The following is a 12,986-nucleotide window of genomic DNA, read 5'->3' on the forward strand; positions in this document are numbered from 1 at the left end:
CTCAAGCGTCCTCGAGCTCGGCCATCACGTCCGCGGGGACGTCGACGTTGCTGTAGACCTCCTGCACGTCGTCGAGGTCCTCGAGCGCGTCGATGAGCTTGAACACCTTGCCGGCCGCGCTCGCGTCGACGGGGATGTCCATGCTCGCCACGAACTGGACGTCCGCGGACTCGTAGTCGAGGCCGGCCTCCTGCAGCGCGGTGCGGACGGCGACGAGGTCGGTGGCCTCGGAGATGACCTGGAACTGGTCGCCGAGGTCGTTGACCTCCTCGGCGCCGGCGTCGAGCGTCGCCTCGAGGACGTCGTCCTCACCGGCCTCCTTGCCGCCCTCCTGCGCCTTCGCGACCAGGACGACGCCCTTGCGGTTGAAGAGCCGGGAGACCGACCCGGGGTCGGCCATCGTCCCGCCGTTGCGGGTGACCGCCGTGCGGACCTCCATCGCGGCGCGGTTCTTGTTGTCGGTCAGGCACTCGACCAGCAGGCCGACGCCCGAGGCGCCGTAGACCTCGTAGGTGATCGTGGTGTAGTCCGCGCCGCCGGTCTCCGCACCGGAGCCGCGCTTGACGGCCCGGTCGATGTTGTCGTTGGGGACGGAGGACTTCTTCGCCTTCTGGATGGCGTCGTAGAGGGTCGGGTTGCCGGCGGGGTCTCCGCCGCCCATCCGGGCCGCCACCTCGACGTTCTTGATCAGCTTGGCGAACATCTTGCCGCGCTTGGCGTCGATGGCGGCCTTCTTGTGCTTGGTGGTCGCCCACTTGGAGTGGCCAGACATGCGTCCCTCTTCCCGCGCCGGTCGTGTGCTGCAACGACCGACAACTCTAGCGGCGGCCGCTGGCGTCATGCGGACCGAGCACCCGCTTGCTCGATCCGGATGGCGTCCCGCGGGTGGTCAGCCGACGAGGTCGAGGAAGAGCCGGTGCAGGCGCCCGTCGCCACCGACCTCGGGGTGGAAGGAGGTCGCGAGCAGACGCCCCTGCCGTACGGCGACGGGGTGCTCGGCCGCCTGGGCGAGCACCTCCACCCCACCGCCGACCTCCTCGACCCACGGCGCGCGGATGAAGACGGCGTGGACCGGCTCGTCGAGGCCACCCACGTGCAGGTCGGCCTCGAAGGAGTCCACCTGCCGCCCGAACGCGTTGCGGCGCACCGTCACGTCGAGGCCTCCCACCGTCTCCTGCCCCGCCGCGCCGTCGCGCACGCGGTCGGCGAGCAGGATCATCCCCGCGCAGGTCCCGAAGACCGGCAGCCCGCGTCCGACGCGCTCGCGGAGCGGCTCCATCAACTCGAAGGTGCGCAGCAGCTTCGCCATCGTCGTCGACTCACCACCGGGCAGCACCAGGCCGTCCACCGCGGCCAGCTCCTCGGGCCGCCGCACGGTGACCGCCTCGATCCCCAGGCCGGTCAGGGCCGCGAGGTGCTCCCGCACGTCGCCCTGGAGGGCGAGGACTCCGACGGTCGGTGGCACGCACCGAAGGCTAGCCGCGGGGTCGAGCGCGGACACCGGAGCCTGGGAGCGACCTCACCCGCACTGCACGTGCGTGGTGGGGAACAGCAGCAGGATGTTGACCAGGCTGACGGCGATGGGCACCTCGACCACGCTCCCGCGCCAAGGCGACGGGCTGGCGTTGGTTGCGGTCAGCTGGCTGCGCACCCGCACGACGAAGTCGGTCAGTCGGTAGCTCGTGGCGGGGGGCAGATCCAGGTCGCCGGGAGAGATCTCGAGCTGCTGCACCGTGCCGGACGTGCCGTTGTTGAGGACCAGGGTCGATCCCAGCACCGTCCCGTCGGCACGGACGGCCTCGAGGAGGTAGCTGTACCGGGTGTCGACGTTCGTCCACCGGACGACAGCACTGGTGCCGGAGGGGTCGGCGCACCTCGCGCCGGTCACCGGCTGCACCGCGCCGGACGCGAAGGTCCCCGACCGGATCGATGCCGAGTCGGTGAAGGCAGCGGTCGTGCGCGGCAGGCCCGTCAGCACGAGGACGAGCGCCCCCGTCACCAGCACGAGCAGCGCGCCGCGCTCGAGGAGACCGGCCCTCGCGGGCATCATGGAAGCACCTGGCTGGCGTTCAACGAGATCGTCACCGAACCGCCGCTCGCACCCTGGAACCCGTTGCCGGTGTCGGCCGGTAGCGCCACCCGGACGCAGAGCTGTCGCGACTCCCCCCTCGAGAGGCGCCCCGAGGTGGCACCGGCGTTCATCACGGTGCCGCCGGAGCACGTCCCCACCCGCGGGTAGGTCGTGGAGTTGGTGACGGACGTGCTCGGGCCGACCGTCATCTCCACCGTGAGCGCCGGGCCGAGGCCGCCGCCCTTGGTGACCTGGGGCACCCACGTCAGCGGGGCGTCGCCGACGTTGGCGACGGTGATCACCCGGGCCACGCTCTCCCCGGGCAGCATGCTGCCCATCGCGAGGTCGGCCTTGACATGGGGTGCGGACGCACCCTGCTGGCCGTCGACCGTGAGGTCGAGCTTGCCGGCGACGAAGCTGCCGCCCGTCACCGACGCCTGGTCGGTCCAGAACGCGAACGTTCCCTGGCCGCCCATCAGCACCACGACCGCGCCGAGGAGTGCCGCGACACCGGCCGCGAGACGCGCGTGGCGGCGGGGCTGCCGCTCTGCTCGTCGGGCTGCGTGCTTCACGGGGTCTCCTCTGGGGGTGGAGGGGCGTGCATGGTCACCGCGCGTGGCGCGCGACGTGGTGGTGCGGTTGCTGCCGGCTGCGGCGACGGCCGCGGGCGTCACCCGCGAACAGGCCGAGCGCGTAGAGGAGGAGACCGCCGGCGACGACGTGCACGGCCAGCTGCCGCTGGTCGCCGGTGAGAACGTGGTTGGCGTAGCCGACCTTCGGCAGTGCGTACCAGAGCACGCCGCGGACCGACCCGGCCGGCCGCCAGCCTTCGTCGGGGACCTGGTTCGCATCCCCCTGGGTGAGGAACTCCGGCGTGCCCGCTCCCCCGGTCCGGACCGCGATGACGCGGTGGGTGACCACCTGCGGCTCGCCGGACTCGACCTGGAAGGTCACGACCTCGCCGATCCGGATGTCCTCGGGGTCGGCCGGCCGCGTGACGATCAGGGTGCCGGGTGGCAGCCCGGGTTGCATCGAACCGGTGAGCACGGTGAACGGCGTGCCGCCCACGGCCCGCGGCACGAGCACCGCAGCGGCCAGCACTCCGAGCAGCGCCAGGATCAGCACCCAGCCGACCACCTGGGCCGCGAACCCGACGGCTGCGCGCCAGCGGGGTCCACGGCCCGGCTCCTGGGGGACGTCCGGAGCGGCGGGGACCACCACACCGAGCCTGCGTGCGGGCCGGGGCGGGGTGCCGCGCAGGAGCGTGGCGTCCCACACGTAGCTGCTCATGGTCAGTCCGTCCTGTCGGTTCCGGGTGTCGGCACTCCACGGGGGTGGCCGCGGTGGCCGGGGTGGCCTAAGCGGCGGCCGGCGCCGACTCCTGGGTCGCCGTCACGACGAAGTCCGACAGCGTGATCTGGTCGGTCATCGTGTCGTTGCCGGATCCGCCCGGAAGGGTGACCGTGATGACGACGTCGATGGTCTTGTCGGCGTCCTCGTCCGTGATGAACGCCAGCGGCTGGTCGCCCCGGGTGAACGAGCTGGTGACGGTGTAGCCCGATCCGGCAGTCGCTGTCGTGTCGGTGACGGTCAGCTCCCCGTCGGTCACCGCGAGCGCCGCACGCAGGTTCTTGCCGGTCGCACCGACGGTGACCGTGCACGTCTTCGTCAGCGAGTCCCCCGGGACGATCACGTCGCCCTCGGCATGCACGACCGGGGACGCCTGCTGGAGAGTGTTGGCCCGCATCCACGTGGCCGCGGTGCAGGACGAGGAGTCCAGGGTCAGGCTGCCGGAGCTGAAGCCGCCGGTGCCGTTCTCGGTGGTGGTGGTCCAGTAGGCGAGCGACCCGGCGCCACCCATGAGGAGGACGACAGCGGTTCCGGCGGCGAGAGCACCCTTGGCGGTCTTGTTCATCGACGTTTCCTCCGTTCGTGGGGGTCGGACGTTGGCGATGAACCCAGTGCACCCGCAGCGACCCGAAGGACTGGTCTGAGGAACCCTCTTACCCCTGCAAGAGTGGCTCAAGTTGCTGGAGGGAGCAGCCTGGCGTCGGACCGCCCACCGCTGGACCGGGGGGAGGAACGGACCTGAGCGGGGCAGCTCTCAAGGCGTGCGGAGCGTGACCACGACGACTTCCGGCAGCGCACCCGTGCGCACCGGCGGCCCCGAGGTGCCGACGCCTCGTGACGTCACGATCGTGACGCCGTCGACGACGTCCACCCCACCGACCGTGGGCTGCTCCAGGGGGACCGCCCACTCGAAGGGCCACAGCTGGCCGCCGTGGGTGTGCCCGGAGAGCTGGAGGTCCACGCCCCGGCCCGGCTCGACCTGCCGCGGCTGGTGCGCGACGTAGACGACGAAGTCACCGGGTGCGGTGCCGGCGAGCGCAGCGTCGGGGTCCGGCTCGAGGGAGGCGCTGCCGGTCGCGTCGTGCACGCCGGCGACGGTCAGCGGGTCCCCGCCGCGGCGCAGCACGACGGCCTCGTTCCGCAGCACGTCGATCCCCAGCGACTCCAGGCGGCCGAGGTACGCCTCGGCGTCGCCGGACTCGACCTCGTGGTTGCCGGAGACCGCGACCACCCCCAGCGGCGGGTCGAGCGCGGCGAACGGGGCGAGGTCGGGGCCGGTGAAGCGCTCGCGGCCGTCGACGAGGTCGCCGCCGAGCACCACCAGGTCGGGCTGCTGCGCCTCCACGAGCGCGACGACGCGCTCGGTCCACGAGCGACCGTGCACCACGCCGACGTGGAGGTCGGTGACCAGGACGACCCGGGCGCCGTCCCAGCCGTCGGGCACTACCTCCGCCGACACCGTGTACGACGCGACGCCGGGCCGCTGGGCGACGTAGGCGCCGACGGCGGTGACCGCGAGCGAGGCGACGACCACCAGCGGGGTGCCCCCCGCCAGGAGCCGCGCCCGGGCGGCAGGCCGGCCCAGCAGGCGCAGGACGAGCGCGGCCGCCGCGAGGAGCAGGCATCCGAGGCTGAGGTACCACGCCACGCTGAGCCAGGCCAGGCCGAGCCAGAGCGCCGGCCGCAGCGGCGCCGGGTCGAGGGTGCGGTAGGCGGCGTTGGCCGCGGCGTACAGCAGCAGACCGCCACCGACGACGGCGAGCGACGTCCACCTCGCCCATCGGGGGGCGCGGGTGACGACGGTCAACCGGCGGTGCAGCCACACCGCCCACCCGCCGACCAGGGCCAGCAGGAGCAGCAGCGCGAGGACGTCCGGCGCCCGGGTCAGCGGTTCACCACCCGCGCTCGGCGAGCCGGTGCGGCTGCGGGATCTCCTCGACGTTGATGCCGACCATCGCCTCGCCGAGCCCGCGGGAGACCTTGGCGACCATGGCCGGGTCGTCGTGGAAGGTGGCCGCCTTGACGATGGCCTCGGCCCGCTGGGCCGGGTTGCCGGACTTGAAGATGCCCGAGCCGACGAAGACGCCCTCCGCGCCCAGCTGTCGCATCAGCGCCGCGTCCGCGGGCGTCGCGATCCCGCCGGCACTGAAGAGCACCACCGGGAGCTTGCCCGTCTCCGCCACCTCCACCACCAGGTCGTACGGCGCCTGCAGCTCCTTCGCGGCGACGTACAGCTCGTCGCGGCTCAACGACCCCAGCCGGCGGATCTCGGCGCGGATGGCCCGCATGTGCGTCACCGCGTTCGACACGTCACCGGTGCCGGCCTCGCCCTTGGACCGGATCATCGCCGCGCCCTCGGTGATCCGGCGCAGCGCCTCCCCGAGGTTGGTCGCGCCGCACACGAACGGCACCGTGAACGCCCACTTGTCGATGTGGTGGGCGTAGTCGGCCGGGGTGAGCACCTCGGACTCGTCGACGTAGTCGACGCCCAGCGCCTGGAGCACCTGCGCCTCGGCGAAGTGCCCGATGCGCGCCTTGGCCATCACCGGGATCGAGACGGCCTCGATGATCCCGTCGATCATGTCCGGGTCCGACATCCGCGAGACCCCGCCCTGGGCGCGGATGTCGGCCGGCACCCGCTCGAGCGCCATCACCGCGACGGCACCGGCGTCCTCGGCGATCTTCGCCTGCTCGGGGGTGACCACGTCCATGATGACGCCGCCCTTGAGCATCTCGGCCATGCCGCGCTTGACGCGGGTGGTGCCGGTGGCAGGAGCGCTGGTGGTTGTCTCGTCGGTCATGGGCGGAGCGTACGAGGGTTTACCCGTGCTGCCGATTCGGCTACGGCGCCGCGGACTCCGGCGGCAGCGCCAGGGCCTGCTGGCGCACGACCCAGATCCGCTGGACCACCGTCACCGTCGAGGCGATCGCCAGCGCCCACAGCGCGACGTGCATGAGCACCGGCAGGTCGAAGATCGCGCCGAGGCCGGTCATCACCAGGATGGTCACGAGGCGGTCGGCGCGCTCGGCGATGCCGACCTTGGCGCTGAAGCCCAGGCCCTCGGCGCGCGCCCGGGCGTAGGACGTCACCGCGCCCATCACCAGGCAGACCAGCGAGAGGGAGAGATAGAGGGTGCTGTCGCCCTCCCCGGCGAAGTAGAGGGCCAGCCCGGCGAAGATGGCGCCGTCACCGATCCGGTCGAGGGTGGAGTCGAGGAACGCACCGAACTTGCTCGAGCGGCCGGTCAGGCGGGCCATGTGCCCGTCGACGAGGTCGCTGAAGACGAAGGCCGTGATCACCAGGACCCCGATGAGCAGCTCCCCCTGGGGGAAGAAGACCAGCGCACCCACGCTCACGCCCACGGTGCCGACGAGGGTGACGGCGTCGGGGCTCACCCCCAGCCTCAGCAGCAGGCGGGCGACGGGGTCGAGGAGGCGCGTCCAGAAGGCGCGGAAACGTTCCAGCATGGCGAGGAGCAGGTTAAGGCACGCCCGCTACTGGTCGCGCAGCCGCGCGCAGACCTCCGCGACCGCGGTGGGAGGTCCGGCGACGTACCAGTCCTTGCCGGCCACCTGCACGTGGCGCGTCACTCCCCCGGCGCCCCGGATGATGGCGCCGCCCGGCAGCTCGTCCCACGGCGCGACGGAGTGCTGGAAGACCAGGCCGATCCGGCCGGTCGCGACGCCGACCTGGTCCATGCTCATCGAGCCCAGCCAGCGCAGCGCCGCGGCTCCGGCGGCGGCCCGGCGCCAGGCGGCGCCGACCTCCCCCTCGAGGAACGGCGGGTGGAGGTACGTCGCCACGCCGAGCTCGCCGAGCGGCCGGTCCTCGAGCGGCGCCAGCGGCCGGCCGTCGCAGGTGCTGGGCAGGGACGGCCCGCCGACGTAGGTGTGGTCGGCCAGGGGGTCGTGGACGGCGCCGAGCAGCAGGTCGTCGGTGTCGCGCAGGCCCACCGCCGAGCACCACCAGGGCAGGTCGTTGACGAAGTTGTACGTGCCGTCGACCGGGTCGACCACCCACGAGCGGCCCGTGCTGCTCGTGGCCACCGCCCCGTGCTCCTCGCCGAGCACCGCGTCGCCGGGGCGGTCCGCCCGCAGCCGCCCGGTCACGAGCTCCTCGGCCGCGCGGTCGGCGGCCGTCACCACGTCGGAGACCGACGTCTTGTAGTCCAGCTGCAGCCCGTCGCGGCGCATCCGGCCGGCGAGCGCCGCGGCGTCGCGGACCAGCGTCGCGGCCAGCCGGGCGTCGTCCTCGAGGCTCATGACCGGTCGCCGGGCCAGGCATCGGCGAGGAGCGCCCGCGTGTCGCCGAGGAGCTCGGGGAGCGTCTTGGTGCGCCCGATGATCGGCATGAAGTTCTGGTCGCCTGGCCAGCGCGGCACGACGTGCTGGTGCAGGTGCGCGGCGATGCCGGCGCCGGCGATGTGGCCCTGGTTCATGCCGATGTTGAACCCGCCCGCGCCCGAGACCGACCGGACGACCCGCATCGCGTCCCGGGTGAGGTCGGCGATCTCGGCGGCCTCCTCGTCGGTCGTCTCGGTGTAGTCGGCGATGTGGCGGTAGGGGCAGACCATGAGGTGCCCGGGCGCGTAGGGGTAGAGGTTGAGCACCACGAAGGCGAGCCGCCCGCGGTGGACCAGCAGGCCCTCGTCGTCGGTGAGCGAGGGCACCCGGCAGAACGGGCACTCCCCCGACGAGGCGTCGGCCGGCTTGTTCTCGCCGCGGATGTAGGCCATCCGGTGCGGCGTCCAGAGCCGGTCCAGCTCGTCGGGGCGGCCGATCCCGTCCTGCCGGAGGGGGTCCGCCCCCGCCTGCGCGTCCTCGATCACCCGGTGACCTCCGCGCCGGAGGCGGCCGAGGCGAGGAGCTCCTCGACCGGCTGCTCGGGGTCGAGCTCGACGCCGAGCGCGCGGCCGTGGCCCTCGAGGATGAACCACACCGACCGGGTCACGAGCTCGACCAGCTTGGGGGCGGCCGGGACCCGCTCGGGCCGGGCCATCCACCGGCGTACGGCGCCGAAGACCGCGCCGACCAGACCGAAGACCAGCGGGTCGATCGCCGCGCGCTCCTCGTCGCTGATCTCGAGGTCGAGGATCTCCACGGCCGTGGTGATCAGCTCGCAGACCTGGGCCGCGATGTGGGCGAGACCCTGCTGGAGGGCACCGTGGGAGTCGTCACCGTCCTCGGCGATCCGGTGCAGCGCCGGGTGGGCGACGGCCCAGCCGACGTAGGTGGCGACGATGCGCTCGACGATCTGCGGGATGGTGCCGTCGAGGGTGACCGAGGGCAGCAGCTCGGCCCAGAGGCCGTCGAGGATCTCCGCCTGCACCGCCCGGTCCAGGTCGCCCCGGTCGGCGAAGTGCCGATAGACCACCGTGCGGCTCAGCCCCGCACGGTCGGCGATCTGCTGGACGTGCAGCTCGGCCCCCGGCTCACCGGCCTCGATCACCGCGATGGCCGCGTCGAGGATCTTCTGGCGCCGCTCCTGGTTGTGCCGGTCCCAGCGCGCCTGCCGTCCGTCCGGACGAGGCTGCTCGCTGGACGCCATCTCGACCTCGCTCCGTATCCGTCGCACTGACCTGGCCGGGGTCAGACTAACCGGCGGCCACAGGCGTACAGTCACAGGACGGGGCCACCCAGGCCCCCCATCGAGGGATCTGCCATGAGCGACAAGTCGCCGCGCCAAGCCATGTCGAAAAAGTCCGGCAAGTCCATCAAGGAGAAGCGGGGCGAGAAGCGGGCGAAGGTAGCCTCCGACGCCAGCAGCTCGATGGAGAAGCTCAGCGAGAAGAAGCGCTGAGCAACCGCCGACCGCGACGGTCGGCCACCGATCTCAGCTCCTCGAGCCCGCTGATCTTCGCGCGGGGCCGACCCGCGGCCTCCCCGCGACGGCGCTCCTCGCGGTCGATCGCCTGCCACCCGTCGCGGTCGACGACCCGGACGCCGCGGTCCGCCAGGAGGGCGCGGAGGTCCCCCTGCCCGGCATCCCGGCCGACGCTGCTGCCGGCCGGGAGGTCGAGCAGGCCGGCGTCGAGGTCGTCGAGGATCCGGTCCACGGTCTCCTGGGCACAGGACTTGTTCGTGCCCAGGTAGCCGGAGGGCCCGCGCTTGGCCCAGCCCACGACGTAGCTGCCGGGCGCCACGCGCCCGCGATCGTTCGGGACGGTGCCGGTCACCGGGTCGTGCGGCAGCCCGTCGACGGGGGTGCCGCGGTAGCCCACCGAGCGCAGCACCATGCCTGCGGGCAGGACCGCGCGGTCGCCGGTCGGCCGGGCGCGCGGGACCCCGTCGGCGTCCGGCTCCAGCTCGTTGCGCACCAGCTCGACGCCCTCCGCGCGCTCGGCTCCCAGGACCCGGACGGGCGAGGCGAGGAAGCGCAGCACGATGCGACGCCGGCCCGGGTGCGGGGTCGCGGACGCCAGCCGCCGCAGGACCTGCGCCCGGGTGTCGTCGCCCCGGATCTCCGCACCGCCGGTGTCGACCAGGACGTCGACCCCGCCCGGCTGGGCCCCGCGCTGGGCCCCACGTTGGGCCAGGCCCGCGAGCCCGATCAGCTCCGGGGTCGTGAACGACGCCTCGGCCGGCCCGCGGCGACCGACCACCACGACCTCCCGCACCCGGCTGCCGCGCAGGGCGGCGAGGGCGTGGTCGGCGATGTCGGTGCGCGCCAGCTCGTCGGGGTCGGCGGTGAGGACGCGGGCCACGTCGAGCGCCACGTTGCCGTTGCCGACGACCACGACGCGCTCGTGCGACAGGTCGACCGCGAGGTCGGCGTGGTCGGGGTGGCCGTTGTACCAGCCGACGAGCGCCGTGGCCGAGCACGAACCCGGCAGGTCCTCCCCCGGCACGTCGAGCCGCCGGTCGCCCGAGGCGCCGACGGCGTGCACCACGGCGTCGTACCGCTCGGCGAGCTCGGCGTGGCTGACGTCGCGGCCCACCTCGACGCCGAGCAGGTAGGAGAAGCGGGGCTGCGACTCGATGGCGCGGAACAGCCGCTCAGCCCCCTTGGTCTGCTGGTGGTCCGGCGCGACGCCGGCGCGCAGGAGCCCGTACGGCACCGGCAGCCGGTCGAGCACGTCCACCGCGATCTCCGGGTGCTTCAACAGCTCGTCGGCGGTGTAGAGGCCCGCCGGTCCGGCGCCGACGACGGCCACGCGCACCTCGCGCGGGCGGCGCAGTCGGCGCTGCGCCGGCACGAGGGCCAGTGGAGTCCGGTCCGCGTGCGGGAAGACGTCGTAGTAGGCCGCGTTGATCGCGCGGAAGGGCTCCTGCTCGGGGGTGAGGGCGGTGTCCGGCACGATCGCCCCGACCGGGCACGCGGTCGTGCACGCGCCGCAGCCCACGCAGGAGCGCGGGTCGACGTAGAGCATCTCCGCGGTCGCGAAACCGGGCTCGCCGGGCGCGGGGTGGATGCAGTTGACCGGGCAGGCGACGACGCACGAGGCGTCGGCGCAGCAGGACTGCGTGACGACGTAGGGCACGGCTGTCCTGCTCAGGACGCCGCGGAGGCGGGCTCGCTGCGGAAGCGGGAGCTGCGGCCGTCGATCCCCAGCAGCCGCCAGAGCGCGCGCGAGGCCGGGTTCATCATGCCGGTGCGCTCGGCGAGCATCCGGACGTCGGCGAAGAGGTCGCGCAGGAACTTGCGGGACTCCGGCTGGCGCCACCAGATGTCGCGGACGACGCTGCGCGGGATCCCCATGTCGCGCCGCGCCTTGCGGCCGGGCTTGAGGATCTGGTCGCAGAGCCAGCGCATGATGAGCGGCACCACGAACGACAGCACGAGCCGGTCGAAGCGGCGCAGCCGCGGGGCGGTGTGCTCGAGGTACTGGTGGGCGAAGCCGATGTGGCGGGCCTCCTCGGCGACGTGGATCTGCATGATCCGGCGCAGCAGCGGGTGCATGTCGTCACCGGCGCGCAGGATCGACTTCTGCACGTGGTCGATGGGCTCCTCGCCGGCGAGGACGCCGTAGAAGAACCCGAACGGCACCCACTTCGCGAACAGCGGGAGGAACGGCGCGACCGCCCGGAACGTCCAGGTACCGCCGGCGACGTCCTGCCCGGAGCGGTTCACGAACTCCTGGAACATCTGCGTGTGGTGGCACTCCTCGGTCGCCTCGTGCGTGGAGTACCGGAACTCGGGGCTGCCGTTGCGCAGGCCGAAGGCGTAGTTCATCAGGCCGCTGATCAGGATCTGCTCGAACTGCAGGCCCACCTTGGTGATGTTGGCCTGGCGGTAGAGCCCGATCTCGACCTGGCGCTCGTGCGGCAGCGAGCGGTACCACGGGTGGCGGCCCAGGACGTCGTGGCCGGGCAGCACCCAGCGCGGGTCCTGCCGGTCGACCGCGTAGGCCGGGTCGTCCCACGGGATGTCGAGGAACGCGTCGAAGTGCTGGTGCACCGACGCCTCGGACAGGGTCCGGAGGGTGTCGTCGTACGAGCTGGTCCGCGGGTCCGTCGTGGTCATGCCCCGACGTTAGTGCGACACCACGTCCGTGTAAATAGTGTCTGCGACCGCGTGTCGCGGGTAACGCCGTCGGACAGCCGGTGCGCGGGCCGGGATCAGAAGCGGTGGAACCAGCCGAGCACCTCCCCCTCCGCGCCGGGGCACGTGACGTTGAGGTCGCGGTTGCCCTCCACCCACTGGCCGATCGCGGCGCGGCCGCCCTGGACCACCCACGCGGGACCGCACCGCTCGAGGGCCTCGGCCCGCGAGGTCGGTCCGGCCGCCCGCCACTCGGGCACCCCGAGGGCGAGGTCGCCGACGGCGGCGGCCCACAGCGCAGGCGTGGAGTAGATGCCGATCCGGTAGCCCTTGTCGAGGTAGCCGCGACGCAGCCCCTCCACCACCGCGGCGTTCGCCTCGAGGTCGGCGGACCACTCCCAGTCGCGCACCGGCTCGACGTCGATCCAGATCATCGGCGACGGCAGGCCGGCCTCGCGCATCTGCGTGATGTTGAACAGCGCCTGCTGGTAGCCCACGTTGCGCAGGTCGTCGTGGTCGGCGGCCCCGTCGAACGGACCCTCGTCGCCGTACGCCGCCAGCGTACGGTCGTCGGGGTAGCTCGCGACCGCGTAGGCCCCGGCCAGCAGGCCCCGCTCGCGCACCCAGGCGACCTGGTCGGCCAGGCACGGGTTGGGGAAGAACGCCGGCCCGTTGGTGAGTCCCATGATCACGAACTCGGCGCTCGGCAGCGGCATGGGCAGGCCCAGTGTCCGCCGCTCGGGAATCCCCATCCCCCGCGGGCACTGCGGCCAGCTGATGTCGCCGCCCTCGATCGGGCCCTCCGGGGCCTCCGGCGCCCGCCCCGCCTCCTGCTCGGCCCGCGCGGCGAGATCGGCCATCGCCGCCTCGTCCTCGAGGTCGTCGGGGAGCACCGGCAGCGACGTCGGCTCCTGGTCAGGCGTCCGCGCACCGCGCCCCGGACCGCCCGAGGAGGCCGGGGTCTCCTCGGCGGACGGTGCCGGCCGGTCGGGCGTGCCGCCGCAGCCCGCGAGCAGCGCCAGGGACACCAGGAGGACGAGCGACCCGACCGTCGTGCGCGGCGCCATCAGCCTCTCCCCCGGC

The 12,986-nt window shown here is 73.2% G+C and carries 16 protein-coding genes; 1 reads left to right on the top strand and 15 read right to left on the bottom strand.

All coding sequences use genetic code 11. From position 1 onward, the window contains the following. Window position 1 precedes the first annotated feature (1 nt). The 12 genes from ACSMHG_RS01410 to ACSMHG_RS01465 form a co-directional block, all read right to left on the bottom strand. Complete coding sequence (locus tag ACSMHG_RS01410; protein ID WP_435741556.1) at window positions 2-772, bottom strand: YebC/PmpR family DNA-binding transcriptional regulator; 771 nt, start codon at window positions 770-772, stop codon at window positions 2-4. Window positions 773-889: 117 nt separating this feature from the next. After that, complete coding sequence (gene pdxT, locus ACSMHG_RS01415) at window positions 890-1,465, bottom strand: pyridoxal 5'-phosphate synthase glutaminase subunit PdxT (RefSeq protein WP_435741557.1); 576 nt, start codon at window positions 1,463-1,465, stop codon at window positions 890-892. 54 nt (window positions 1,466-1,519) lie between these two features. After that, window positions 1,520-2,050 carry a hypothetical protein gene (locus ACSMHG_RS01420; RefSeq protein ID WP_435741558.1) on the bottom strand — a complete coding sequence of 177 codons (531 nt, stop codon included), beginning with the start codon at window positions 2,048-2,050 and terminating at the stop codon, window positions 1,520-1,522. Beyond that, a complete protein-coding gene (locus tag ACSMHG_RS01425; protein WP_435741559.1) occupies window positions 2,047-2,643 on the bottom strand; it encodes a TasA family protein in 597 nt (198 codons plus the stop codon). The genes ACSMHG_RS01420 and ACSMHG_RS01425 overlap by 4 nt, the downstream gene beginning before the upstream one ends. Window positions 2,644-2,677: 34 nt before the next feature. Next, window positions 2,678-3,361, bottom strand: a complete 684-nt coding sequence (locus ACSMHG_RS01430) for a signal peptidase I (protein WP_435741560.1) — start codon at window positions 3,359-3,361, stop codon at window positions 2,678-2,680. Window positions 3,362-3,428: 67 nt separating this feature from the next. Beyond that, window positions 3,429-3,986 carry an alternate-type signal peptide domain-containing protein gene (locus tag ACSMHG_RS01435; protein WP_435741561.1) on the bottom strand — a complete coding sequence of 186 codons (558 nt, stop codon included), beginning with the start codon at window positions 3,984-3,986 and terminating at the stop codon, window positions 3,429-3,431. Between the two features lie 189 nt (window positions 3,987-4,175). Next, the gene (locus ACSMHG_RS01440) at window positions 4,176-5,246 is read right to left on the bottom strand and encodes a metallophosphoesterase (protein ID WP_435741562.1); all 1,071 of its coding nucleotides are present in this window, start codon (window positions 5,244-5,246) and stop codon (window positions 4,176-4,178) included. A 67-nt stretch (window positions 5,247-5,313) separates the two neighbouring features. Beyond that, window positions 5,314-6,222 carry a pyridoxal 5'-phosphate synthase lyase subunit PdxS gene (pdxS, locus tag ACSMHG_RS01445; RefSeq protein ID WP_435741564.1) on the bottom strand — a complete coding sequence of 303 codons (909 nt, stop codon included), beginning with the start codon at window positions 6,220-6,222 and terminating at the stop codon, window positions 5,314-5,316. 40 nt (window positions 6,223-6,262) lie between these two features. Continuing rightward, on the bottom strand, window positions 6,263-6,889 hold the full coding sequence (gene pgsA, locus ACSMHG_RS01450) for a phosphatidylinositol phosphate synthase (protein ID WP_435741566.1): 627 nt from the start codon (window positions 6,887-6,889) through the stop codon (window positions 6,263-6,265). A gap of 27 nt (window positions 6,890-6,916) precedes the next feature. Then, the gene (locus tag ACSMHG_RS01455) at window positions 6,917-7,684 is read right to left on the bottom strand and encodes an inositol monophosphatase family protein (protein WP_435741567.1); all 768 of its coding nucleotides are present in this window, start codon (window positions 7,682-7,684) and stop codon (window positions 6,917-6,919) included. Further along, window positions 7,681-8,250, bottom strand: a complete 570-nt coding sequence (locus ACSMHG_RS01460; RefSeq protein ID WP_435741568.1) for an HIT family protein — start codon at window positions 8,248-8,250, stop codon at window positions 7,681-7,683. The genes ACSMHG_RS01455 and ACSMHG_RS01460 overlap by 4 nt, the downstream gene beginning before the upstream one ends. After that, window positions 8,247-8,969 (bottom strand): TetR/AcrR family transcriptional regulator, encoded by a 723-nt coding sequence (locus ACSMHG_RS01465; protein WP_435741569.1) that lies wholly within the window; start codon window positions 8,967-8,969, stop codon window positions 8,247-8,249. Before ACSMHG_RS01465 ends, ACSMHG_RS01460 begins: the two co-directional genes overlap by 4 nt. Window positions 8,970-9,083: 114 nt before the next feature. Between ACSMHG_RS01465 and ACSMHG_RS01470 the strand changes: the two genes are divergently transcribed. Further along, window positions 9,084-9,221, top strand: coding sequence for a hypothetical protein (locus ACSMHG_RS01470; protein WP_435741570.1), 138 nt, complete (start codon window positions 9,084-9,086; stop codon window positions 9,219-9,221). Here ACSMHG_RS01470 and ACSMHG_RS01475 read toward each other — a convergent pair. From ACSMHG_RS01475 to ACSMHG_RS01485, 3 genes are all read right to left on the bottom strand, one after another. Beyond that, the gene (locus ACSMHG_RS01475) at window positions 9,202-10,902 is read right to left on the bottom strand and encodes an FAD-dependent oxidoreductase (RefSeq protein ID WP_435741571.1); all 1,701 of its coding nucleotides are present in this window, start codon (window positions 10,900-10,902) and stop codon (window positions 9,202-9,204) included. The two genes, ACSMHG_RS01470 and ACSMHG_RS01475, sit on opposite strands and share 20 nt — an antisense overlap. Before the next feature lie 11 nt (window positions 10,903-10,913). Further along, window positions 10,914-11,885, bottom strand: a complete 972-nt coding sequence (locus tag ACSMHG_RS01480; RefSeq protein ID WP_435741572.1) for an AurF N-oxygenase family protein — start codon at window positions 11,883-11,885, stop codon at window positions 10,914-10,916. Window positions 11,886-11,980: 95 nt separating this feature from the next. Continuing rightward, the gene (locus ACSMHG_RS01485) at window positions 11,981-12,970 is read right to left on the bottom strand and encodes a glycoside hydrolase family 25 domain-containing protein (protein WP_435741573.1); all 990 of its coding nucleotides are present in this window, start codon (window positions 12,968-12,970) and stop codon (window positions 11,981-11,983) included. Window positions 12,971-12,986: the final 16 nt, after the last annotated feature.

This window comes from Nocardioides ureilyticus, from assembly GCF_051280745.1.
Classification (GTDB): Bacteria; Actinomycetota; Actinomycetes; order Propionibacteriales; family Nocardioidaceae; genus Nocardioides.